Here is a 23,167-nt window from a genome sequence, read left to right on the forward strand (position 1 = left end):
TCTGTCTGTGGATAAGTATCCCATTAACTGGATAGATAACCATGCTTATATGCTATTGCGAGTCATAACCACCACCTAATGCGAGCAATAACCACCACTCCAAATATCTTGACATATCAAAACAGTTTCTAGCGTGGTCTATTAATATCCGTAATTAGGCGCTATCTAGTAAGTCAGCGTTAATCGCCTCCCAACACTACACGCCAGATGGTTGCCCACCAACCCTTAATACTAATGTGAGTGTTAGCCACCACCCTGCAGTGCCTGCTGGGCCTAAAGTGAGTAGCAACCACCACTTTCCCCACGAGTAACTGACCTGAGGTGAGCAACAGCTACCACTGAGCAGTGACAAGCCAGGCCTAAGGTGATTGTTGCCAACCACCACGCCTGGATGGGTCTACCAAGGCTAATGTGAGCGCCAGCTACCAGCTATCGGCGGGCAATCCAGATCTATTGTGACCGTCGACCACCACTCTAGGCAGAACAACCCTTTCTAATGTGAGCGCCAGCTACCACTACTCTGCGGCTGGAAAGGCAGCCTAATGTGAGCGCCAGCTACCACCCCGCGGCTGGAAAAGCAGTCTAATGTGAGCGCCAGCTACCACCCCGCGGCTGGAAAAGCAGTCTAATGTGAGCGCCAGCTACCACCCAGCGGCGGGAAAGTAGCCTAACGTGAGCGCCAGCTACCACCCCGCGGCTGGAAAAAAAAGCAGCCTAACGTGAGCGCCAGCTACCACCCTGCGGCGGGAAAGTAGCCTAATGCGAGCGCCAGCTACCACCCTGCGGCGGGAAAGCAGCCTAATGCGAGCGCCAGCTACCACCCTGCGGCGGGAAAGTAGCCTAATGCGAGCGTCAGCTACCACCCCGCGGCTGGAAAAGCAGCCTAATGTGAGCGCCAGCTACCACCCCTTGGTGGGCGGAGCGGGCCTGATGTGAGTATCAGCTACCACCCCTTGGCGAGCAAAGCAGGTCTAATGTGACCGCCAGCAACCAGTATAACACTGCATGGTTGGGCCTCAGGGTGCTTTGATTACCAGCTGGACCTAGGCTCACGGCCCAAATGTGCGCGTTATCCATCACCTTGATCGTGGCTATTAGCTAATGTGAGCGCCAACCACCACTCTTAAAATAGGATGATCACCACCTACTAGAGGGTTCTCAGGCCACTTTGGAAAAAATACAGAGATTTTTCTATTTTGGGTCTGTAATGTGAGCGCCAGCAACCACCCTTTGCTATCAGTATGCTATACGGTGGTTTGATTCAAATCGGGAGGCTTAGCATGTCTCAAAAACAACGAACGCCTTTATACGGACCAGATGAACAGGTTCTGATACGTGACAATGTACCCAAAGACCAGATAGCCCTGGCAACCTATCAGGCGTTTTTGTACAACCAATCCACCGATCGCATATCCATATCGAACGCCATAGCCTTCTGGGATTGGTTGCCCAAATATGCGAATGAGACCGTCAACAGCGAGAAAAAACTGCCCACCGCTGTTAAGTCAAAATTTAGTTATGGCGGTCAACGTTTCGATTTTACTCAGTTCCCTGGTACTTGCCGGGATCATACGAAACCAGAAGCTCCATGGGTCGTAAGATATCCAGGCATCAAAGAACAGGCCGTAGAGCTCGCGTTGATGAAGCTCTCTGCGGAATCGGGGGGCTTTTGTCAGGTTGAGAAAGGTACACGAGAATACGGCGTTGTATTTTCAATTCGACAATTGCGGCGGGAGCTCGAAGCGATGGGCCACTCGTATAACCATTATCAAGTGGTAGCCTCGCTAGACCTTTTGACTTCTTCGACGTTCCTGCTGGAATCCGAGAGCGGTAACCAAGCAGCTAAAAGCCGTATCATCAGCGAGTATCAAGCGGCCTCAAATGAAGATAACGCGAGGCATGCCCCTGAGGCTCGCTGGCGCGTGTTTTTCCATCGCGTCGTGGCCAACGCAATAGAAAGTGCTCAATATCGTCAGTATGACATGACCCGGCTTTACGCTCGTCGGAGTTGTGGTGTAACACTGGTAAAACGTTTGATCTTTGCGACTAATCTAGCTCCTCACGCACCATTGCGGATCAGGTTTACAGATATCAGGGAGACGACTTCTGGACTGAATTATGCTCGACTAACTGATGGGGTTAACTCATTGGAGAAAGAAATCAAAAGGCTTCAGAAGGACGGGACAATTGACCGGTACGATAAACAATTGATTAAGAAGCGCTCCACAGATACAGGCCGTCTTTTCCTGGAAGATGCTGAGTTTTATCTGTACCCGAGCAATGATCTTATATCGGAAATCAAAGCCGCGAATGTACGGCAGTCGAATGCCGAGCGTGAGCTTAGCTTGTCTCCCCGCACTCGTGAACAACGTCAGATTGCCCTAACGTTGGCCTGAGGCCATTTAAAGCGTTCACCCTACCCTACGTAACTAGAAAAGCCCTTAATTGCCCTGAGCGGGTTTTTAAGGGCTTTTCTGTTGAAGGTCTATGGGGGTGGGTACAACCAAATCCTTATCAATCGAACTAACGCCTATGTGCCTTAGTATTCTACCTGCTCCCCTTCCCGGTTGCTTGGATCACAGGGTAATGACATTTCCACTGACCAATCCGCATAAAGGCAATCTAAACAATATAGCGGTGTGACCTGCTGTTTAACGCTTGTTCTCCCCTGGTCATCCACCAGCATCTTATCTACCAGTGTCGATAACCCAGTAGCTGTATTTTCGTTAATCCAACCCTAGATTGTATTACCCGATTGACCGTTTAGATGTCTATTGAGGCATGACAGCGTCAGATTCCATGGAATGAGAAAACTTATCCCCGTTTCTCTTGGACTCGTACAGGGGAAACCCCGTTTTCATATTTAAAGGTCTTTAACCCCACTTATAGGTTAAGCGTATAGCCTACAGCGTATAGGTTTAGGGGGGGGGCAATTATGCATGGGTTCGATACCGTTTATGCGTATTCCGATCCTGATTATGCGTAGACCGATACCGATTATGCATGCCTTTCCGATACCGATTATGCATGAAAAGCGATACTGATTATGCATGCCAAAATTAGCTTCCACAGGCTTAGTAACAGCCTTATACACAGCTATTGTGGATAACTATCGTCAAAGATGAGCTGGGTACGCTTCCCACCATAGAGATATTGAGAACATCCATGCCCCAGGTTAGGACAAACCTAAGCGGCTAATGTGGCTTGCATTTTACGTTCATGGCCAAAGTTACTCTCGACTATGGCCCGAGCAACTGGAGGGCAAACGCTATTTCCGATTAGCCTGACTTGCTTCTTTTTGGATATTTTTTTGCCATCGAAACCGTCAAAACGGTAATGGGTAGGAAACCCCTGAGCTGCGGCCAGTTCATGAGGTTGGAGCATACGCATCGTGATATCGAAGATGACGTACAGCTCGCCGTCGATAAAGACCGTTGATAGGGGAGCCGGGGCACCCGTCGTTAGTCCAGACTCAAGGCTTTGTTCGGCCGAGTCGTGGTTGAGGTATGGGGCCAGTAACACCCCGACAAGGTAGGCATGCGTCGAGCCTGCACAAATAGTGCTCAACGGGTCCGTAATGTCTCGTGCTTGGCGATTTATGCCCTTCATATTCAGCATAAAACAGCTCACAAGCGCATTGTGATCTGTTGCGGTAACCGTGGGTAGCGGTCTTCTTAGATCGGCTCCAACGACACCTGTGTAATGCTTTGCGAGAAACGACGCTACCAAGACTCGGTTCTCGGGTCGTGGGTGGTTGGTAATACCCGATAACTGTCCGGCCGCCTCTTGTAGGTTGAGAATGAACGGCGTTTCACTTTGCACGACATAGCGAGCGGTACCCTTCGCGATACGCTCCAGGGTAGCAGGCACCAGTGATTTCTTTCGGTTGAATATCGACTTACCTGGTACCGACCAGTCAATGCAGCTAGCAGCCGAAGGATACGGCAGCAGCTTGTTCTGTTTGACCAGCAAGCTCGCGGCAGGCCCATGAGTGGGCTTGGGGAATTTAATAGGACGGCCGTCTCGACGTGCAATGATATAAAGCCGTTTTCTTATAGTTGGAGCCCCAAAATCACACGACTGCAACACTTTCCAGTCGATATCATAGCCATGTCGTTCGAGCGCTCTAATGAAGCCTTTGAACGTTTGCCCCTTACGATCGGGGCATGGGCGTGTCTTGCCGTCGGGGCCCTTCACCAACGGCCCCCACTCCTCCATTTCAGGTACATTTTCTATAACAATACACCGTGGCTTGGTGACCGCGGCCCACCGCACCGCCACCCAAGCTAATCCTCGCACCGACTTTGAGACTGGCCGACTGCCCTTTGCGCGTGAGTGATGCCGACAGTCGGGGCTAAACCACGCTAAACCCACGGTTTGGCCATTGACGGCTTCGCTCGGTTTGACATCCCAGACATCCGCGACGCTATGGGCTGATTCGGGATGATTGAGCTCATGTACCGCCAGGGCGATGGGGTCATGGTTAATAGCCAGATCAATGGGACGCCCGAGGGCTTGCTCCATACCCGCTGAGGCGCCCCCACCTCCGGCGAAATTGTCGATGACCAGCTCATGGCCGAAAAGACCATAGGTGAAGCTTGGCTCTATGACAGCCGCTTTCTCGAAGGATTGGTTGAGGTTTGTCATCGTAGCGCGATCCTGTGCCAGTCCTCGGAGGTTACCTCTCGTAAGAGGCGCCGTTGGGAGATACAGCGCAGTAGGTCATTGCTAGCGTCATTTATCCATTCCCGATACTTGCCGCTGAGACTGAAGCCGGTAATAAGGAGCAGTTTACTGAGCGTGTCTTTGTCGAGAGAACGGAGATACCGCAGCGCTGCTTTACCATCACCGGCCTCTACATGTTGCTTCAGTTGATCAACGGGTGTGACCGTGCATGCTTGAGCCGACACATCTAGGCACACTTGGGGGGCGTCAAATAAGTTCATGGTCTTTCCTTAATGATCCGTTGGCCAGCAGTCCATGCATTTGTGCAGAGGCATGTAGACGGGCTCTTTGCCGCATATTTCGCAAGGTTCCCATAGCTGCCCATTGGGTTTCGGTACAGAGAGCTTCGGTGCTGGCGCTGTGCTGTCCATAGCTTGTTCCAACTCGCCCTTGATCCCGTTTCGGCGCCGGCCTGCCAGTACTTGGGCAACCACTACTTCGTTGCTGTATTGCGGGAATCGAAAGTCGCCCCACCCTTTCAGGCAGTACTCGTCGGTGAATGCTTGAACGCCCAGTTCCTGGCATGATTGCTCGTACTCAGCACGGGAAAGCTTGCATGGATAGGCATAGGCCTCCTGGAAGCGGCGATCAGCCTCATCGTATTGTGCGATGATCGAATCGATAAAGCGCAGGTCAACGTGCTTGAGGGCTTCGTCAATCCACGGCTTTAGATCGTCGACGCCTTCATCGAAACGCTTTGACCAGGCGGTGAGCATGGCGGGATGGCCGCTTTGTCTATGGCCGGCAAAGCCATCAAGGTGCAACGTTGCGTATTTACCCTGCCCCACCTTGCTGCTTTCTGAGTAGGTCAAAATAAAGTGAGGTTTATTCCTCGTTGTTTCACCCTTATCATTAACCGCCACTGGGTACTGACCAACGGAACGAATTAAAACAGGCATTCCGTCTATAACTCGCAGACCTTCTAAATGGTTGTTGTAGTTTTTCTTATTGGGATCGTTTTCGTGTACCCATACCGTAGAATCTGAAACATTTTGGGGGCTCATAATGATGCCTTTTGGTTAACGGTTTAATACCCATATTTTAACCGATATGCTGGCATCACCAAATTTAATTAAATGGTGTTATTGTCTATAAATTAAGTAGGTCAACTATGTATTAACCCAACAAAGGAGAGAGACATTGTTCATATTTAAAAATAATGGTGCAAAGATTGTCGAAACCAACTATTGGACTTCAGGGCATGCCAAGAAAGGATTTATATATCTTTCTTCTAATGCCGGTATCTGGAGATTGCTAATCCCAAGCAGTGTGCATTCCTATGTCGAAGAAATACAGACTGCAATACGCGTTGAGATCGAATCTTCGCAAATCCATCCAGAGGCCTGGGATATCGTATTTGAGGACGGTACCGACCGTCCTTTTGTGATTACGTTGGATAAGCGGCAAGTAGATCGTGCGATGACACCAGGCGACACTCGCTTGACTGTCTGGACCGAGGCTGGCGAGCAGGCTGACTTACCCTGCACCGTTATTCAATGACCCGACCTCGGGCTTATGCGTTCTGCCCTTTGATGTAGGCGCTGTTCTGGATGGCCTCGTAGCGTTTGTCATGCGGCGGGTGAGTTGCGAGTAGATCGAAACTCGGCTCGAAATGACCGACGAGGTGCTCAAACAAAAACAAGCCGGGGCTGGCACCTACCGTTTCCACAGCAAAGAGGTCAGCACGATACTCCATTCGCCGGCTTACCCACCGATCAGCTACCAAAAAAATCAACCGGCCTAACCATCGCCCTATCCGCCCCACCACAACCAGGCCGCGGAATAGCCAGTAAGTTGGGAAGGTTACCAGCCTCAAGACCGGTAGGAAGGCAATCAGTCGTAATATCAGGTTCATCAACATTATCCGTAGCCGGCTAAAAAGGTTGATACTTTTGAACGCGGTTAGCCAGAGTGTTGTGCTGTGCGTATCCCCAAAGTGTATGTGTGCAACTTCGTGCGCCAATACCCACTTGACGACAGCGTCTGGCTGAGACAGCAGTCCATCGGATATAACGATCGCATGGCGATTGCCTGGGGTGCTGAGTGCAAACGCTGCGATGCCTTCGATCGGAAATCGACGGACCTGGATTCCCCCGATGTTGTAGCGTGTACAAAGCCCATCTACGAAGCACTGATGTGGATGTTCTCCCAATGGGTACCCAGCGTGGCCACACACGGTCTTTATGCGATGTCGCAAGGGAAGGAAGAGGGTAAGCACAGAAATCAGGCTGACGGCACCTAAAAGGATCATTACGGCGTATTCAAGAAATGCCACGGTGGTAGGTGGCGCGGGCATCACCTGGCCAGCGAGGCTGAAGGGGGGATATTCCAAAACTGGCCATGGTGGTAAGTCCGCCGCTGGATACTGCCAACCCAACCACTCCCCCAAGTACCACCAGCTTTGTTGTATCAGCCAAAAGGGCAACATAATGACAGTGGTTAGCGCCACCAGAATACCCAGCAATGCCGCAATGGTGCGAATCAGACCTAATGGCATAGAGAAACCTCTGACATAGAACGTGCCTTGGTAGAACACTTAACTTTGAATTCTTCGCTTCAGCTGTAAGATGATCTCCAGACTTGATACCGGAGCCATTATGATCACTACCGTGCGAACCCGTCATATCACAGGTCTACCCCGACCTCGCCAAAGCCTTCTGAATACCCGTGGTCGAATGAGCCGTGATTCCAAACAAGTTTACCTCAAAGAGTCGTGCCAAGCGGTAGCAGCAAAGCTTAAGGTATACGCTGGACAGGATGTTTTTGTGGATCTAAGCGGCGCTGGGATTCTAATCGATACCCATAACTGTCGGATGCAACTAGCTCCCAAGGAAGAGCGAGTGGCGGTTACGGAGCACTTGGTCCAGCAGTGGCGTGAGTTAGGCAATGATGCCTTCGTACTGATTAATACCCCTGAGGGTGAACTTCTTGCCGTTTCCGTTGCAGAATTCGTGGGGTTAGGTGTCCCCGAAGCTGATCCGAGCAGGTCTCCCCCGCCTCTATTGCTGACACTTGGCAGCCTGGTAAATACCTGGTTGATGCGACCTCTTACTTGATACGTCGTAGCGCCGGAATGCCGGGACGCTGCTAAAGAGCTGATCATAGATCCGAATGAGATTACCTGGACATGAATGACGACATTCAGAGACTGAACGATAGTGACCTGAGCGCTCTTATCGTTGCCGCAATGCAAGAATGGCAATCACGCAGAGGCAAAGCCCAGCCCCTTCCTGCCACGAATAAGCCCGAAAGGCAAAAAGCCTCTAGCGCTGGAGCAGCTTCTGCCGAGACCGCTTCCGCGTCCTTGGAAGACAACAATGAACGCTTAAAATCTCTATACCGGGCGCTGAAACTTGATGATGCTTGCATTGCCCGAGCGGCCACCCTGGGGGGCATCGAAACCAGTCGTAACCGTGCCAATAGCTGGATGCGGGCTACCGCCAGCCGACGTGTTAGGGCAGCACAAGTGCAAAAGCGATTCGTATTTATCAGTCAGGCGGAGTTTGATGCGGTTCTGGTGGGCCTTGGGCCGATGCTTGATGAGCTCGATGAGCAAGATTGAGCCCTTTCCCTGATAAAACAAAGGCAGGCGGCTCTTGGACCGCCTGCTTATTCTCCACTCGATAGGCGCAATGCCTCCCTCTTTACCAAGCCGATACGCGCCCTTCGGTCGGTAAGCCCAAGCTTTGCACCCATTCTGGGTACTTACGGGCCACCCGCGCTACGTACCTACGTTCCGACGCCCTTACGAGCTTGCCTTCCTGATACAGCCTTTTAATTCGCTGTAGTTGATCCAAATCTGCCAGAGGCGGCACGCGGTGCCTAGACGCTGGCACCTCTTGTTGGGCCAGACGAATCTGATTCTCTTTCAGTATCGCGAGTACTGATGCAGCTAAGTCAGCGTCAGACATGGCATGCAACGCCTCCTGACTCAGATCGGTCGAACGACGAATTGCCAAGCGATCGCCAAGGCGTGCCAGTGTAAGCGCCCGATATCCCTCCCCGAGTTGGTATTGAAGTGTCCGAGCCAGATCGGCACATCGACCACCGCGCGCTCTACCTTGGTCGGCAAGCTGTCGGTGCTCAATGACCCTGGCAACCGTGACGGGGCATTTTCCGAATACCTCGACGCAAATACCCTCCACCATCTTGTCTTCCACTTCGCGAGTAATCGGGTTATCTGACAGAACGATTGATGTGAGCTTCGGGTGGAACTGGGCCATGGGCAGCCGTTTGCCGGCGTCGGCTTTGCTCCAGTTAAGGGTGGCGGTATAGACCTCTACGTCAAAGCTCCGGGTATCGGCGATGTAAAACCGGACCTGAGTGGTATGGGTCAGGGAATCAGGGTGTGCCTGCGTTGTTATATCAGCGAAACCGGTATACATGCTTCCAACTCCTTCATTGAAGCCGCGGACTACGGCGCTGCCTGTACGGCAGCAATGATTCGGTTGGCCCTTAAGGCCATGCGCATGAGATTACTTTACGGGATGGCCGGTTAACATCCAAAAAAAAGCCGTCCCAATTGGGGCGGCTCATTTCTAAATGCTTACAGCGTTTCGGCTGATCAGCCCTGCTTACGCAGGGAACGTTACTACTACCTAGGCGGTAGCTGATAGATCCCCGCTACCGCAGGGAAGCTTCACTGTCTAACCGGATGTGAAGGCTGTTTATGTAACCTAGCAAATAAATTTCTATTTGCCAACTTCATCAGCCCCTTCTCGCAGCTGTTGGAGGTTGAGTCCCTCTTTTTGAAGGCGTTGGTGATGCTTCTGATTTTGCACGGTAAAGAAAACCAACAATAATGTCAGAATGGGCAGAACACTTGATGGAAGGTTCCACGTTTCAGTGAAAGTACTGAATAGGTGGCACAAACTGACTATGGCCACAAGGATTGCTAGCACGATCAACATCTTTGTTTTAAGTAACGAACGTTCGACGTTCTTGATGTACGTTTCGAGCATTTGCTTGGAATGTTGATTCCTCGCATATTGAGCTGACGCGTCGGAGCGTCCTTCCTGATAATGAGTATTTTCGGCCTTTTCCATGTTGCTTACCTTTTGGATGAATGTCGTTGGCGGCTAAATACGCCACGTTACTCTAATTGCCGCTGAGGCCGTTACGTTTTATACCTAGCCCAAACAGCATATAGCCAAAGCACATGGCGAGTAGGAAACGGCCGACTTCACTACCCATGCCGGCGCCACCATACCCGGCAAGAATTGCACCTAAAATGGAGCAGCCACCCCACAAGAGGGCCATTTTAGTGTTAAGTTTTGAAATTGGATGGCTCATCAATCTGTCTCAATGATAATTTAATAATCCATGCAGCGCTTGCCTGAGCGGATCGTGGCCGCATAGTGGGCAGAAGGTACGCCTGCGTTGTATGCAGCCTACGAATGATGGTCTTCAATATGATGCATGGTTGATCCTCCCCACAACTCTTCCAGTCATCAAAACGAAAAGCTGGCCTGTTTGTGTATATCCCCATCGGTGCTTGCCTCGCCCCTCTCTCTTCGGTCATCTTCCAAGAATACATCCTGTAGGGCGGTGACCGAGTTGTAGAGGGATTCTGCGCTCTCCGGGGTTAGCGTATCAAACCACCGTCGCGCTTGAGCATCGTTGTCATGGTCCCATGACACATCACGACCCTGGATGGTTAAAACGCCATCGGATACCCGTTTGCATTTTTCACACTGGTAGTAGCGAAGCTCTGCTTTGCACTTGCGATTCGTTTGTGTCGTTAGGTCGGCGCTAGCCCCACATGAGCATTGCATTGGTTTGCCTCCTGTTCGTCAGTAATTGTTCCAGTCACCCAATCGTGCCTGGGCCACAATGTAGGGCGGTACCCCACGGTCGGCGTCCAGATGTAAGCGAACTCTTGCATTACCGTCTGGACCCCAACCGTCGGTCTTGGTGTTGGGGTTCCTGGGGGGCGATATCCCCAGAGTCAGGCGTTTGTGAAGGTGCCCGGCATACCCGGTGTTGCTATTCGCGAAGTAATCGGTCAGAGCCAGGTCGTTCGCCAGAGCCGGGCTGAGCTCAACACGAGACGCTGCATCACGACCACCCTGCATTGGCGCATAAAGCATCGTGCCAAATAACAACACAGAGGCGTGATCGTACCGATGATCGAAGTAACCACGGCGAGTCGTTTTTACAAACCCACCCATGCTATCTCGCTCGTGACCGGCTTCAACTTTAAGGTAGAGGGGCAGCATCGCGAGAGTCGGCAACACCTTGCGGAAACGCTCCCGTTCACCGGCCGGCCACTGGCGGTAATCTTCGGGATATAGGAGCCCGTCCTCGCCTAATGGAAACTCCAGAGCTTCGCGTATCAATGCTTGGGCATTAGCCATGCCACTCACTTGAACGTCCAGTTCGAGCCGATCACCAATCACCAACTGATCAATAATCACAACCTGCAGCTGTGATTGGAGTTGGCGCCGCACTTGCTCAAGGCGGTAGAACAAGCGGTCAGAAGCCTCCTGCGGTGTTTCGTTCTGGAACACGATTGCCTCTTGAGCCTTAGCGATACCTTCGAGGTCCACCGAGCGCTGGCGCCAGCGAGCTATATCACGCTGCCACTGTTCGAATGCCCGCGCACGGGCCACTGGATCACCATAGCGGGGCTGGTCCAGCAACACTCCTCTCTGTTGTCGCAGACGCTCGTTCTCGGCGCTGAGCTGGCGAAGCGCAAGTGATTGCTCGTGATTGTGGTGTAAGGCATCGATACGGCGCTGCAAACTATCAGGATCGAGGCTAAGGGTCTCTTCCAAATGGAGAACCCGCCGACCCTGGTCATCCTGGCTGATTGACTCACGGGAGTCGATCACTCGGATGAGGCCACTACTCAGAACGTGAACGCTGCTATCACTGAACCCCTCTGAAGTCAGTACTTGCTGGAGAGCAATATACTGGCCACTTTGCTCAACTGCCCGCTGCTTGATGCGATCCGATAAGAGAGCCCGCGCCAGACTCATGGTGTCCTGACCGTGCAATACGTGGGAATCTGCGATCGTGTACGTATCAGCCTGCGCCCCCAGGGCTAATGTGCCCAACGTGAACAGAGCCGCTAATCGAACCATGCCGCGCGTGGGATTCAGTATGTTCATTACAACCTCAATCACTAAGGGTAGACGGGGCCACACAGGTAACGGGACCATGGTCAGAACTGTTTTCTCTCGACTGAATCAGCTCCCGATCAGTGATGTAGCCGTGTAGCTCGCTGATAGCCCACGTGTGCTCGACGTCTGCCCGCCCCCAAAAAACCACAGTACTTTCAAGTCCGCCAAGCAGGTGGTAGTCCTCTTCGGCGTAGTTCTCTTGCCATCCGGCTAGTGCTTTCAGGGAAGACCGTTGGCCATGACCAAGAACGCAGTACCCCGAGGTGCCAACCACCCATCCGTCCCGGAGATCAAGTTCTGGGGCAGACTCGGGTACCGTTTGGCACCCGACCAGGCTGGCGCCAGCAAGCAAAGCGGCGCCCACTAGCCACTGTTTGGTGTATGCCGTTCTCAAGGGAGCCTATCCTCACCCTGAGGGTGTGCCTGAGCTCTCTGGACGTTCTGATCGGCTGGAGCACCTGGGTCGCTGGCTGCACGCTCCATAAGTCGCTGGTAGGCACTTTCGAGTTGATCACCCTGCCCGAACCCCTGAAGGGCTTGGTTAAAGTCGTCATACGGCAGTTTAACGAGCGTATACACCCTGAAGCCGCGTGGACCCGACTGTACATCGCGCATCACGTCTTCCAGACCTGCGAGATCAACCTGATTAACAAAGCTGTTCACGATATAGCGATACTGGGAGTCCGCGCTTCCGGTGGCAGTCTCTTCTGCTGTCAGCACGTTCTCGATTTCTTTTGCCACATCGTAGCGGGCCTGCAGGTTCGACTTGCGTATCGCATTGGTTAGATCGCGACTTTCACCAATCCCGACCCCAAACATACCGGTTCCATCGGGTCGTGGTTTGTTGATGATCCATGCCGGTAGCGCGTCTAACTGCTCATTCCCCGCTTGAATTTGCCTCTGAGCGCGCTTGGCCTCTTGTGCGGCCATGTGTCGCTCCATGCGTTCTTGATCCTTGATGGCCTGTTGGACGGTGTTCTTGCTGCATCCGGCCATGATTAGACCAGTGACTACCGCCATGGCCAGCCATTGATTCTTTCGCATCGTTTAACCCCTTGGTCACTATGCGCTGCACTTATCTCTATCACCAGTTAAGCGCCAGCGTAAATTTCCGGTTAGCTCTCTCAGCTTTTCAGCGGTATAGCGCGTCCCACCTTCAACGAGATATTCCCGGCCTTTCTCGGTCACTATGGGAAGCCGGCCGTTCACTTGGTAAAACGCTGCCCGGTATTCCCGAATCACCTGTAATGCCTGTTTCTTTTTCATTCGTAATGACTCTTGTGGGTAGTCGCAGAAGGCTTAAGGTACATTTTTGCACACTTCCTGATACGCCAAAATTTAATGGGAGTTTAGCGCCGAGGGTTGGCCACGAAGGGATGTTGAGCGGCGCCTTAATAGCTTTAATCACTATTAGTATCGGGCTATCAAGCTCTTATGCGGGCTAGTCGTGGGGGGCTGTAGACAGAAAACTCATGCTCATTTTTGGAATGGTACGCAGAGCAGTTAGATGCTTTGAGGAGTGAGGGTCAAGACGCACGTCAGATGAAATGCGTCTTAAGTCGTTAGCTACACCCAGACAAGGTGCTTAAGCCGCTTCAACTGCCAAAGTGTCTTAACGCCGAAAAGAGCGATCGTGAGACCTGACCCTGTAACCACTGCAAGGACAGGCGCCAATGTCATGCTGCTACCAACCGGGTAGCCTGACCAACCGCCAATATGAGCGACCGCCGACACCAATAATCCCATGACGCACAGGCTAACCCCAATCCGCGCCAGCATTATGCCTCTACGTCTAAGCGTCGCGTATTTTGGTTCTGATGCAGGCAGATCTTCAAAATCCTCAACTGGCTGTAGTTGCGCTTCCATTATCAGGCCTCACTTATCGAGTGAATGGGTTTCGGTAAGTATTCCACTTGTCTAGCTTTACCTAGGAGCGTCGTGGGGCCCCTTAAGGGTATCTAACAGCGTTTTTAATAAATTTCTGATTGCGGTGTTGGCAGAGGAGGAGTCGGTAGCCGTGTACATGGAGGTATCCGCTTACGCTGTACTAGGCAGAGAGAATGCAGGCGCACATGGTGGGCGCCTGGACCTACTTTCAGGACATCTGTAAGTGGTTAAGGCGTTTGAACCTGCGTCGTATGCTCAAACCCGAATAGCCGATCAACAAGCCCAACAGGCCAATCAATATTGCAACGTAGATCAAGACCTTGCCGACGACTCCTTTTCTGGCCACATCATTCAGGTACGCATGGCTTTCAGGATGGCTGGCGCTCCCGTACGCGGCTATATCCAAGGCAAAAGAACGTTGTGGATCGATTGAAACGGGCTCGGCACTCGTCTTTCTGAGATCCCAGAAGTCACTCGACTCACTCCCCGCCTGCTCTGCGTTAGAGGCTACGGCCGCCTGTGCCACGATGTATCGGGCTTGTGGATCATGCGAATGACTTTCCGTATCTAGCAAATGCTTCAAGGTTGAGTAGTTTGATGTCTTGATAGCGTGTTCTATAACGACACGCTCCGATAGTGCGGCAGTGTTTCTCTCGGGCAAACTTATCATGTCGAACATTGTCGGCATCATGAATGTAGAAAGCCCCACGGCCAAGCCGCCTAGCGCTGGGAGAACATTGCCTTGAATAAACATTAATAGCACTCCAAGAAGTACTGCGACTCCACCGATGAAGGGGGCCATAGTCGAAATACTAACGAACGGATCAACACTCCCTTCCAGATTTCCACCAACTGAATTATCCAAGTTCGCGATAGGCGGCTGGGCCTTCTCTTCCATGGTTGCAATCACACTTGCGATCTCGGACGGCACCTCGATCTTGGTGATGGTGGCGTCTGGGCGCCCAGTCAATCCCGTGGCATGTATGAGTCCCCACACCATTAGCCCCAGCGCGCATAGACCCACCCCCATCAGAAGTAACCGCGTCCCTCTTCGTCCCAGGGCTGAGTATTTATCAGTTGTGTGTGACACCTGCTTTGATACGTTCGGAGATTGTTCCTCGGCTACCATACGACTGGCTCCTTTCGGGCGTTGAATATTGCCAGTAAGTATTCCAGTAGAGAGCCGATCAGGGGGGGCAACGAGAAGCCCTTAAGGGCACTCCCTAGGACTTTTCGTCTGCGTACGTAGCGGACCGGTAACAAAGAGATATTGTGGATGGTGCGGGGAGCCCGTTAGAGGCACCTTGGTGGTCTCAAAATTGCGGACGCTGACTCAAGGTGCCCACTACCCGGACGATAAGGTAGGTTCCGGTGAGGCTTTTTAGGATGAGCTGGCTGTTCGTGACAGTTTCCCAAGGCGTTTGATACGGCGAAGGATGCTGGCGCCGACTAGGCCCACAGCCATACCCACTATCCCCAGTAGGCCGGCGAAGTAGGTCAACCGCTTCCCGATTACTCCTTTACGAGCCGTCTCTATGAGGTATGCCTCACTACCCGCATGGGTAGGTTCACCGTAGGCCGCCAGGTCGAGCGCGTATGAGCGTTGCTGCTCAATGTCTAGGGGGCCTGTACGGGTATTTCTCACTTCCCAGAATCGCCTGGCCTCATGAGCCGCCTGTTCGTCGCCGGATATAACGGCGGCCTGAGCGAGTATATAGCGGGCTTGCTGATCACGAGTGCGGTTAGCCTGCTCGACCCATATGGCCAATTGGGTGTAGTCAGCTTCTTCCACTGCATGTGCCAAGGCCTCTCTAGGCGTATAGTCCCGCTCGCCGGCGCCCACCACCGAAGGTATCAGGCCGGGCAACGTGTAGATCGACAACGATAAGGTCATTCCAACTGCAAAAGACATCAGACTATGTCTGGTAATCGCTATGAGAATAACCGGTATAGATATCAGTATACTGAAGACTTTGCTGATCTTTTCTATCCCGTAGGCGAACTCATTGAATCCTTCGCCAAGTTGACTTTCACCGTCCTCTTGAATAGTAGCTTTTATATCCTGGGGCACCTCGATTGTGCTTATGGACCCACTCGGATATCCGGTCCACCCTCCCATTTGCACGCCCCCCCATAAGAGCAGTGCCAATGCGCATAGACCTGCGCTCCACAACACCAACTTTGTACCTCTACGCTTTAGAGCGGCATAGCGGGAATCTGATCCTAGGTTGTTTCGAGACATTTCACACGGCGGGTGCGTGGCTTCCATGAATTAGGCTCACTCTCTTAAGTGGATCTTACGGACTTGGTAAGTATCACAGGACTCCCAATAAACGAGGGAGCGTCCACATGTCCCTTAAGGGCTCCTCCCAGTACTATTCATTAGGGCTTTTAGGGGTATCGTACCGCTGGGCATTTAATTTTGAGTTTCCGCCGCCGCGTGTAAGCTTCATTCAACAGCGCTAAGAATTGTTCGCAGTTCATAGCGCGTCATCAAACGAAGAGGACCCGACTATGACCATGGCTCAATCAATGGATAAGCTGCACCGCACCAAGCAGGCAGGTATTGGTAAGGGCAACATGTTCAAGGCAATGCCCCAGAACATCCTTGAGAAGGAAGGCTTCAACCCTCGTGATTATAACGATCCCGAGACAGCGGCTCACATCCGCCAACTGGCCGATGCATACAAAGCAGGGCGCCACGTGCCGGCGATCACCGTTAAAGTCGTCGACGGCAAGATCTACGTTGTCGAAGGCCACTGCCGGCGTCGTGGCATGCTGTTGGCGATTGAGGAAGGTGCCGACCTGGGTATGCAGCCCGTCAACGAATTTCACGGTGACGATGAAGAGGCTGAATTTTTTGTTATTACCAGCCAGTCGGGCAAGAAGCTTACCCCAACAGAGCTTGCTCAGATGTACTCGCGCTTGATTAATCGTGGCAAGACCGAGGGTGAGATCGCCGAGTCAGTTGGCAAAACTGCGCAGCATGTTAGTCAGTACCTCACCGTGCACCGTATGCCCACAAATATCAAAAAGCTGATCGACACAAAGGTGGTGTCGATGAGTCTGGCGCTTGAGACTTACAACGAGCTGGGTACCGCCGCAGCTGAAATTCTGGCGGAAGGGGTAGAAACCTCACTGAAAGCTGGCAAGAAAAAACTCACTAAAAAGACCTTGCAGACCCACCAGGAGAAGTCAGGCCACCAGTCCGCGCAGCGCCGGCTGACAAAGAAGGTCATTGCCGAGGTATCCGATCACGTGGCGGGTTGGGGCGGAAAGTTCGATAACATTGAGTACGACGAGTCTGATATGGCCACCGTTCAGCTCTCCAAGGATGAGGTAGAGGCGCTTCAGAAGCTACGTGACCTGTTGGCCTCGCCAACCGAGCAAGAAGACGCTCAAGAGCGCGCTACGGTCACTCTGGGAGCTGCTAACTCGGACCTTCTTCAAGTACAAGAGCCCGTAGCCAGTTCAGATACGGTTCACTAAGCGCCAGCGGGTAACGAGAAGCGCCCCCAGATCGGGGGCGCTTACGTTTGTGGCGACCTGCTAGGGGCCTTTCCGTTAACTATGAATTTTTGTGAAATAAAAGACCCCACCTGCTGAGAACGCGACGAGCAACACTAGTGAAACAATCCATAGCGGAATGTTTAACATAGTCCCAAACGCTGCAAATCCAGCAACAGTTACTACGAAAGCCAAAATAAATTCCACTATTTTCTATCCCTCTTTTCCTATGCTTTTTGCTTCATGTAAATGGCGATAGCTGCAAACCCAAAAGCCGTGACTATATCCTTTTCCTAGATCAGTTAGTGTTGGTAGGCCATAAATCAATTGGGCCGTTGGTATGGCTTTCCCCCAGTGGCGCAGCCAGAACATATGTGTTTACCTCATTCTCACCCCGGCCAATAGATACCGTCGCACCCAATGCTCGCGTGATGATGCCAACCAGGTGCATCGCTTCAACCATATCGGGCACGTCTGCCTCAGCGGCACCGCCTGTAATTTCGGGAAAGTAGCATTCACCTTCGGCGCAGATCGTGATGGGGAATACTGGCTCCCGCTGCTTCTTGATATGCAAATCAGCAGATAAAAACTCTCGGCCTTGTTCTCGATATGCCCACACACCAACATCAACAGCTACATCGTTGCCAAAAATGGAACGAGCTTCGTCTACAACGGCTTTAGCCCAAGCATGTAACTCCGAGCGTGTCTTTGTGAATCCACTAGCTGGGAGGTTGCTGGTTTCTATCTCGCTTATCTCTTGTGATGTACTCATAAAATACCTTTTCTATCCAATGTTTGTTCTGAGCCACCAGCCAAAAGCTACGCACGCAGCCCCGTAAAAGCACCAAACCCACAACGGCAACTTGCGATTTTCATTTGGCATACGGTGTTTACCTCTTCACTTCGACTTGCCGGTCACTACCATCGTATCGCTTTTGGAAAGGTCGGCCAGCTTCTGCCGCTATAAGCATGCCTTCACCGTTTCCTCGTAAATTACATTCCAGGGCTACTACCACCGGCAGCGCGCAACCAATGTCGATGCCGTGCTTCTTTTTCGGCGGACGTTGACCGATCCCTAAGCGTATCAAAGAGGGGCGCTCCGATAAGTACCACGAAATATAGAATCAAAATTGTCATGCCATAAGCCCCGAGGTTGAGTTCAAGACAAACTGTTCTGGTTTGATTGCCATGGACTGCTTATCCTATGACTGCTCGGTGTCAATGCTGGCTAGTCGATCAAGCTCGCGATTGGCAGCTCGGAAGCCGTCAGGGTCATTCCTGGCAACGGCAATCACTTCGATGATGTCCTCGGCAAGCTGATCAAAATCTTGGTCATTTTGGAGCCGAGCTATCAGCTTCTTTTTCACATCTTCGGCTACAGGGCCGCGTGCATAACGGTGTCGACCGTTCGTGTGAGATACCATCGTTCTCTCCTTTGCCCTATTTCACTAATTATTGAAAATGACACTAGCCCCCCCCTTATGCCCTCCCCCCAGCAGGGATTGCAGAACCGAAACACGCCGCAATTTGCTGCTTTTGCCAGCCGACCGCTACAGATCGGCTAATGGATGACCCTGGCAGCCAAGTCACCAGAATTACTGAAAATGACACTAGCCCCCCTTATGCCCTCCCCCCATCAGGGATTGCAGAACCGAAACACGCCGCAATAATGCTGACCCCATCAGTAAAAAAGGAATGGCCAGAACCGCCATCAGTGCCGCTAAACCAAAGGTCAACCCGGCTGCGTTGATCGCCGCAGCGCGGCGTTTGACATACGCGCGCCCAATATCGGTCCGGGCCTCTCCGTAAGCGGCATGCTCAAGGGCGTAAAGATGTTGGGGGATTGGCTCGAACCCTAGATCGTCAGGCTGGCGCAGGTAGTCGGTCAAAAACTGGTCAAGCTTCTCCTGGCGGTTATCCGCGCCTACTCTTTGAGCCGTCTGTGCCAGCAGGTACTTGCCGGCCAGAGTTTCAGATAAGCCAGACTGGGTTAGCCGTGTCTCGATGTAGGGATAACTCAGTGAGCGCCGTGACAGCTCCTTTACATACGGCTTTAGGTTGGTCACCTCGCTTCGTTCTTGAGTGAGCTGGTTAACCATGATGGGGTAGCCGATGAAGAGAAAACCAGTTAACACCACCATCAAACCTAAAAAACCTGCAAATGATCCGAGGGCTACCTGCTTGATGCCTTTACTGTCAGCCGCGTAAATGCCACAGAAGACTGCGAGGCCGCAGAATATGATAAAGGCAACCATAAGCAAGTCACCCCGCATTATCTTGCCCACGAGGCCGCTATGGCCGACGTACAGCGTCACGCGCTGCACAGAGTCGCTGACCCTGTCCGCATCAATACCCAATGCCCCGAACAATGACGTTGCTACTTCCAGGCGCGATATGATGGGGTAAGGTCCCTTCATAGCAGATAGCGCATAACCTACTAATTGCCAAAGCGCGATGAGCGCGCCGATAGCTAACAAAGCTACCCCTAGTCTTGCGAACATTTTGCCCCGCTTGGCAAGCTCGTTTACCCTGGGCTCAAACTCATGCCCTACCCCGTAATGTTGTGATGACATAGTGACTCCTAATGTTGTAACGACCGGTGTCAGTGGCGGATTAGCTGTTTAATGCGACGTATGCGGCGCGAAAAGAAAAAGGTGACGGCAAATAGCCCTGTTGATACACCCAACCCAGTAACGCCCCCTACAAGCAGGTGTTGGCCCCATTCGAACACACGCCACTTCGACATCGCTGGCTTCGCGCGATAGCGTTCAGCGTAAGCCGTTGCCGATTCAGATCGGGCTTCCCCGTATGCCGCATGCTCCATGGCAAAGCGTCTCTGGGGACTTGGTGAGATACCAGGAACCGCTGGCGCCTTTTGGATTTCCTCCAGAAAGAAATGAATCTGTCCTCCAGACACGCTCTCCGCCTCTCTCACGGCCATTTGCGCTAAGACGTAGCCTTGGGCTAACGCCAGCGACTCATCGCTTTCAGAGCGCGTTTTGTCAGCTAGCAGCAACTTAGAAGCTCTATCGGCATCTAGGTTATCTGTCCATTCGGTGATGGCATGTTCATGAGGTAGGCCTAGGTATTCGGTGAGAAGCGCCGGGGTATGTAGGTAATGTCCTACACTCAGCGCCAGCGCGATAACCAGATAGGGGTTCAGGGTCGTACGCCTTATGTAGGCAATCCCGTTGATTACCAACAAACCAACCATACCCGCTTTAGCCACGAACGGATTCAGCAGAAGGCCAACAAGGCCGTTGTAGTTCTCACCCAGTACTAGACTTGGCTCCCCGGTCCAATCCTTGCCATCCAGCGAACCCAGAAGGACCGTGGGGAGCTCAATGGTGCCCAGGTAAGGATAAGGGCCGGCGACCTGCGCCATGATGTAGCCAAGTAAGGGCACAGTGAGCACGGCCGTCGAGGCCAGCAAGGTACTAATCGACACACGGGCAAGAAGCGACTTATGCCGGGTCAGCGTATCCAGCTTGGAAAGGTATTCAGTGATCTTGACGTAGTGGTCGGCTTCTTCAGGGCCGCGCTGGGTCGATAACTGCATTGTGGTTCATTTCACCTCAATAAAACGGGGCCAGCTGGCCCCGTGTGCTTAATCCCGTATCCACGCGCTGGCGGTGTCTATTCACCTGCGGCTGTTACAGTTTCGGTGGCGGTGCTATCAATGACGGTTCCGCTGGTTTGGTGGATCGCCGCTCCTGACTCTGTGCTTTTGACGGACTTTAACCGACGGTGAAGATCGCTACGCATTCCGGCAATTTGTTTTTCTGCTTTGCCGCGTTCGACCTCGCCTTTCTTCTGAATTTCAGAAACCTCATTCACTGTTTTGATCAGGGTATCTTGAACCTGCTTGAGGGTTTCAACGTCGATGACCAGGCGTTGATTGGCTTTGGCCGTGGATACGGAGTTGGAGTACAAAAGATCGGCATTACTGCGCAGCATTGCGTTGGTCGTGTCATCGATTTTTTCAGCCAATTGGACTGCGTCCTGCTGCTCATCGAGCGAAACGGCAAGCATGAACTGGCGCTTCCACGCAGGTACCGTGATCTCGCGAATCGTATGGAACTTGTCGATCAGCATCAGGTTGTTGGATTGAATCATCCGGATGGTCGGCAAGCTTTGGAGTGCGCTGTGTTGCAGGGCGCGAAGATCGCCGATGCGTTTGTCCAGATTGCTCGCCATCGCGTCAAGGTCGGCTAACCGCTGTAGATCACGGGGGCCGTTGCCTACTGTATTACGCAGGTCATCGGCGTTTTCACGTAGAGTTGCCAGTTTTAATTGGCCAGCCGCGATATGCACACCCAGTAGACGGTGCTCACCTTGAACGGCCTCATGCATGTGCTGCAGGCCGTGGTTACGCTCGCCTACCGTTTGCTGGGTAATGCTGACCTCCTCCACCAACCGTTCTACCTGTTCGCGTGTTGATTCAAACTTGGCCGCAAAATTGGACTTGGCGGATTTGCGTTTCACCATGTCAATTACCGGGCCAAGGATTGGAACGCTCGACTTCTCAAGACTGCCCAGGTTGAGTTCTTGAGCCACGCTGACCACTTCCGTCAGTTTTTGGCCAGCCACTTTCAGATCGGTATTGCGTACCTGTTCGAGCAGCTCGTCAACATACTCCGATGTGTGGTCCGCGGCGTCACGACCAAATTGCGATACTGTCAGTGGGTTATCTGGATTAATGCTCTCCGCCACTGAGTGAATCTCTTCTACATCCGTATCCTGCAGGCCCAGGTCCTTGAGCGTTTGGTTGTTCAGTTCAAAGGGGGTGGCCACGCTCTTAGCCGAATCCTTGGTGAATGAAAGTGAGCTCATGTTGTCTCCTAAAATGGGTGGTATGGCCGTAGATCGTGACTATTTGTTTTCTGTCGCGTTGAGGCTCATCGATAGACTTTTCATGAGCGCTTCGTGGGCGTGGTTGGCTCGCGCCATCATTTCTGGCGTCATGTGCTCGGTCGTAACCAGCGAAAGTGTGTGCTGGCGCCATACAGGAATAAGCACGGTCGAGGTCTGTTGGAAGCGGTCCAGCATGTCCACCGCTTGAGCGCGCGTGAGCTTAAGCTGATAGAGACCCATTTCGTGCGAGCTCTGCAACGCTGCTAGATTGGTGAGCTTGCGTTGGAAGCGTTCCCGCGGACGATCAAAGTTCATTCCACCTGACGGATCAGGGTGTGTGTTCTCTGTTTCCTTGAGATAACGCTTTCCGGCCTCGATATGCACCTTCAGGTGTTCTGCCTGCACATCATGCTGGCCTATTAAAGTATCGATCTTGTCCAACACCTCTTCGACGCGATCAGCCACTACCCTGGCATCCTTCAAGGCGTCTTCTAACGAGGTTTGTGCTTTCTCGTAGCGCAGCTGTTTTTCCATATCGCGCCCCAAAAAACCGTTGAACCATCCAACCAGTGGTCGCGATGGTTTAGCGATCTTTTTGGGATCGGCATCTGAGAGCATGCTTACCATTTGCTGGATGGCGGCGGACAGCTTGCCGACGCTACCTTCCTGCATCAAATCGGATATGTCGTTCGTGGCGTTTGAGTTATCGTCGCTGACCCCGTAGGTGCCCATACGGATGGGATTCTCAAACAGAGCGGGAATGACCTGGTGTCTTAATTCTTCTAGCCGCACGGTATATGCATCCGTGCTTTCGTATGTGCTGCTCATGAGCGTTCCTCAGTCGTTCGACTATGCAGTGCCAGACGCCTGCTAATGACCTATATCGCCTATTATGAGGGATGCCCCTTCAACGAATAAGCGCCGTGAAGCCCTTAAGGGTACGTTCGGGTATTTTTAAGACGTGGGGGCATTATTGATTAGGTGCTTATTATCATGCCAGAACGCGCGAATCAGCCAAATTAAATCAAGGTAAGTAGAAAAAACTAAGGTAAAAAGGCGGGAAACGTGAC

Annotated in this window: 27 protein-coding genes; 6 read left to right on the forward strand and 21 right to left on the reverse strand. The window is 52.3% G+C overall.

Going from position 1 to position 23,167, the window contains the following annotated elements; translation table 11 throughout:
* The first annotated feature begins 1,280 nt into the window (after positions 1 to 1,280).
* Positions 1,281 to 2,396 carry a hypothetical protein gene (locus ACT3T7_RS08575; RefSeq protein ID WP_444630713.1) on the forward strand — a complete coding sequence of 372 codons (1,116 nt, stop codon included), beginning with the start codon at positions 1,281 to 1,283 and terminating at the stop codon, positions 2,394 to 2,396.
* A gap of 790 nt (positions 2,397 to 3,186) precedes the next feature.
* Here the strand turns inward: ACT3T7_RS08575 and ACT3T7_RS08580 are convergent.
* A complete protein-coding gene (locus ACT3T7_RS08580) occupies positions 3,187 to 4,647 on the reverse strand; it encodes a DNA cytosine methyltransferase (protein ID WP_444630714.1) in 1,461 nt (486 codons plus the stop codon).
* 308 nt (positions 4,648 to 4,955) lie between these two features.
* Entirely contained in the window at positions 4,956 to 5,729 is a 774-nt protein-coding gene (locus ACT3T7_RS08585; protein WP_444630715.1) for a hypothetical protein, read from the reverse strand.
* A 136-nt stretch (positions 5,730 to 5,865) separates the two neighbouring features.
* Between ACT3T7_RS08585 and ACT3T7_RS08590 the strand changes: the two genes are divergently transcribed.
* Entirely contained in the window at positions 5,866 to 6,225 is a 360-nt protein-coding gene (locus tag ACT3T7_RS08590) for a hypothetical protein (protein WP_444630716.1), read from the forward strand.
* Positions 6,226 to 6,238: 13 nt separating this feature from the next.
* Here the strand turns inward: ACT3T7_RS08590 and ACT3T7_RS08595 are convergent, their stop codons facing one another.
* Positions 6,239 to 6,742: a M48 family metalloprotease gene (locus ACT3T7_RS08595; RefSeq protein WP_444630805.1), complete on the reverse strand. Its 504-nt coding sequence runs from the start codon at positions 6,740 to 6,742 to the stop codon at positions 6,239 to 6,241.
* Between ACT3T7_RS08595 and ACT3T7_RS08600 the strand changes: the two genes are divergently transcribed.
* Positions 6,647 to 6,967 (forward strand): hypothetical protein, encoded by a 321-nt coding sequence (locus tag ACT3T7_RS08600; RefSeq protein ID WP_444630806.1) that lies wholly within the window; start codon positions 6,647 to 6,649, stop codon positions 6,965 to 6,967. The genes ACT3T7_RS08595 and ACT3T7_RS08600 overlap by 96 nt on opposite strands.
* Before the next feature lie 19 nt (positions 6,968 to 6,986).
* Here ACT3T7_RS08600 and ACT3T7_RS08605 read toward each other — a convergent pair whose 3' ends face one another.
* Complete coding sequence (locus ACT3T7_RS08605; RefSeq protein WP_444630807.1) at positions 6,987 to 7,142, reverse strand: hypothetical protein; 156 nt, start codon at positions 7,140 to 7,142, stop codon at positions 6,987 to 6,989.
* A 180-nt stretch (positions 7,143 to 7,322) separates the two neighbouring features.
* Here ACT3T7_RS08605 and ACT3T7_RS08610 point away from each other — a divergent pair, with 180 nt between their 5' ends.
* Together ACT3T7_RS08610 and ACT3T7_RS08615 are read left to right on the forward strand one after the other, a co-directional pair.
* On the forward strand, positions 7,323 to 7,781 hold the full coding sequence (locus ACT3T7_RS08610; protein ID WP_444630717.1) for a hypothetical protein: 459 nt from the start codon (positions 7,323 to 7,325) through the stop codon (positions 7,779 to 7,781).
* 71 nt (positions 7,782 to 7,852) lie between these two features.
* Positions 7,853 to 8,287: a hypothetical protein gene (locus ACT3T7_RS08615; protein ID WP_444630718.1), complete on the forward strand. Its 435-nt coding sequence runs from the start codon at positions 7,853 to 7,855 to the stop codon at positions 8,285 to 8,287.
* Between the two features lie 82 nt (positions 8,288 to 8,369).
* Here the strand turns inward: ACT3T7_RS08615 and ACT3T7_RS08620 are convergent, their stop codons facing one another.
* The 11 genes from ACT3T7_RS08620 to ACT3T7_RS08670 all read right to left on the reverse strand — a co-directional run bounded on the left by ACT3T7_RS08620 (position 8,370) and on the right by ACT3T7_RS08670 (position 15,630).
* On the reverse strand, positions 8,370 to 9,110 hold the full coding sequence (locus ACT3T7_RS08620; protein ID WP_444630719.1) for a hypothetical protein: 741 nt from the start codon (positions 9,108 to 9,110) through the stop codon (positions 8,370 to 8,372).
* Between the two features lie 306 nt (positions 9,111 to 9,416).
* The gene (locus ACT3T7_RS08625) at positions 9,417 to 9,770 is read right to left on the reverse strand and encodes a hypothetical protein (RefSeq protein ID WP_444630720.1); all 354 of its coding nucleotides are present in this window, start codon (positions 9,768 to 9,770) and stop codon (positions 9,417 to 9,419) included.
* A gap of 52 nt (positions 9,771 to 9,822) precedes the next feature.
* Positions 9,823 to 10,017 (reverse strand): hypothetical protein, encoded by a 195-nt coding sequence (locus ACT3T7_RS08630; RefSeq protein ID WP_444630721.1) that lies wholly within the window; start codon positions 10,015 to 10,017, stop codon positions 9,823 to 9,825.
* A 158-nt stretch (positions 10,018 to 10,175) separates the two neighbouring features.
* Complete coding sequence (locus ACT3T7_RS08635) at positions 10,176 to 10,499, reverse strand: hypothetical protein (protein WP_444630722.1); 324 nt, start codon at positions 10,497 to 10,499, stop codon at positions 10,176 to 10,178.
* Between the two features lie 18 nt (positions 10,500 to 10,517).
* Positions 10,518 to 11,837, reverse strand: coding sequence for a hypothetical protein (locus ACT3T7_RS08640; protein ID WP_444630723.1), 1,320 nt, complete (start codon positions 11,835 to 11,837; stop codon positions 10,518 to 10,520).
* 7 nt (positions 11,838 to 11,844) lie between these two features.
* Positions 11,845 to 12,243, reverse strand: a complete 399-nt coding sequence (locus ACT3T7_RS08645; RefSeq protein WP_444630724.1) for a hypothetical protein — start codon at positions 12,241 to 12,243, stop codon at positions 11,845 to 11,847.
* A complete protein-coding gene (locus ACT3T7_RS08650; RefSeq protein ID WP_444630725.1) occupies positions 12,240 to 12,893 on the reverse strand; it encodes a hypothetical protein in 654 nt (217 codons plus the stop codon). Before ACT3T7_RS08650 ends, ACT3T7_RS08645 begins: the two co-directional genes overlap by 4 nt.
* Before the next feature lie 18 nt (positions 12,894 to 12,911).
* Positions 12,912 to 13,115, reverse strand: a complete 204-nt coding sequence (locus tag ACT3T7_RS08655; protein ID WP_444630726.1) for a hypothetical protein — start codon at positions 13,113 to 13,115, stop codon at positions 12,912 to 12,914.
* Positions 13,116 to 13,415: 300 nt separating this feature from the next.
* Entirely contained in the window at positions 13,416 to 13,715 is a 300-nt protein-coding gene (locus tag ACT3T7_RS08660) for a hypothetical protein (protein WP_444630727.1), read from the reverse strand.
* Between the two features lie 229 nt (positions 13,716 to 13,944).
* Positions 13,945 to 14,865 carry a hypothetical protein gene (locus tag ACT3T7_RS08665; protein ID WP_444630729.1) on the reverse strand — a complete coding sequence of 307 codons (921 nt, stop codon included), beginning with the start codon at positions 14,863 to 14,865 and terminating at the stop codon, positions 13,945 to 13,947.
* Positions 14,866 to 15,117: 252 nt separating this feature from the next.
* Entirely contained in the window at positions 15,118 to 15,630 is a 513-nt protein-coding gene (locus ACT3T7_RS08670) for a hypothetical protein (protein WP_444630730.1), read from the reverse strand.
* A gap of 620 nt (positions 15,631 to 16,250) precedes the next feature.
* Here ACT3T7_RS08670 and ACT3T7_RS08675 point away from each other — a divergent pair.
* Complete coding sequence (locus ACT3T7_RS08675; RefSeq protein WP_444630732.1) at positions 16,251 to 17,225, forward strand: ParB/RepB/Spo0J family partition protein; 975 nt, start codon at positions 16,251 to 16,253, stop codon at positions 17,223 to 17,225.
* A gap of 316 nt (positions 17,226 to 17,541) precedes the next feature.
* Here ACT3T7_RS08675 and ACT3T7_RS08680 read toward each other — a convergent pair whose 3' ends face one another.
* The 6 genes from ACT3T7_RS08680 to ACT3T7_RS08705 all read right to left on the reverse strand — a co-directional run bounded on the left by ACT3T7_RS08680 (position 17,542) and on the right by ACT3T7_RS08705 (position 22,925).
* Positions 17,542 to 18,015: a hypothetical protein gene (locus ACT3T7_RS08680; protein ID WP_444630733.1), complete on the reverse strand. Its 474-nt coding sequence runs from the start codon at positions 18,013 to 18,015 to the stop codon at positions 17,542 to 17,544.
* 430 nt (positions 18,016 to 18,445) lie between these two features.
* Positions 18,446 to 18,667, reverse strand: coding sequence for a hypothetical protein (locus ACT3T7_RS08685; protein ID WP_444630735.1), 222 nt, complete (start codon positions 18,665 to 18,667; stop codon positions 18,446 to 18,448).
* A 186-nt stretch (positions 18,668 to 18,853) separates the two neighbouring features.
* On the reverse strand, positions 18,854 to 19,816 hold the full coding sequence (locus tag ACT3T7_RS08690; RefSeq protein WP_444630736.1) for a hypothetical protein: 963 nt from the start codon (positions 19,814 to 19,816) through the stop codon (positions 18,854 to 18,856).
* Positions 19,817 to 19,845: 29 nt separating this feature from the next.
* A complete protein-coding gene (locus tag ACT3T7_RS08695; RefSeq protein ID WP_444630737.1) occupies positions 19,846 to 20,802 on the reverse strand; it encodes a hypothetical protein in 957 nt (318 codons plus the stop codon).
* Positions 20,803 to 20,879: 77 nt separating this feature from the next.
* Positions 20,880 to 22,076, reverse strand: coding sequence for a toxic anion resistance protein (locus ACT3T7_RS08700; RefSeq protein ID WP_444630738.1), 1,197 nt, complete (start codon positions 22,074 to 22,076; stop codon positions 20,880 to 20,882).
* A gap of 39 nt (positions 22,077 to 22,115) precedes the next feature.
* On the reverse strand, positions 22,116 to 22,925 hold the full coding sequence (locus ACT3T7_RS08705) for a toxic anion resistance protein (RefSeq protein WP_444630739.1): 810 nt from the start codon (positions 22,923 to 22,925) through the stop codon (positions 22,116 to 22,118).
* Positions 22,926 to 23,167 lie beyond the last annotated feature (242 nt).

Origin of the sequence: Halomonas sp. 111 (genome assembly GCF_052379685.1) — a bacterium.
Classification (GTDB): Bacteria; Pseudomonadota; Gammaproteobacteria; order Pseudomonadales; family Halomonadaceae; genus Vreelandella; species Vreelandella citrativorans.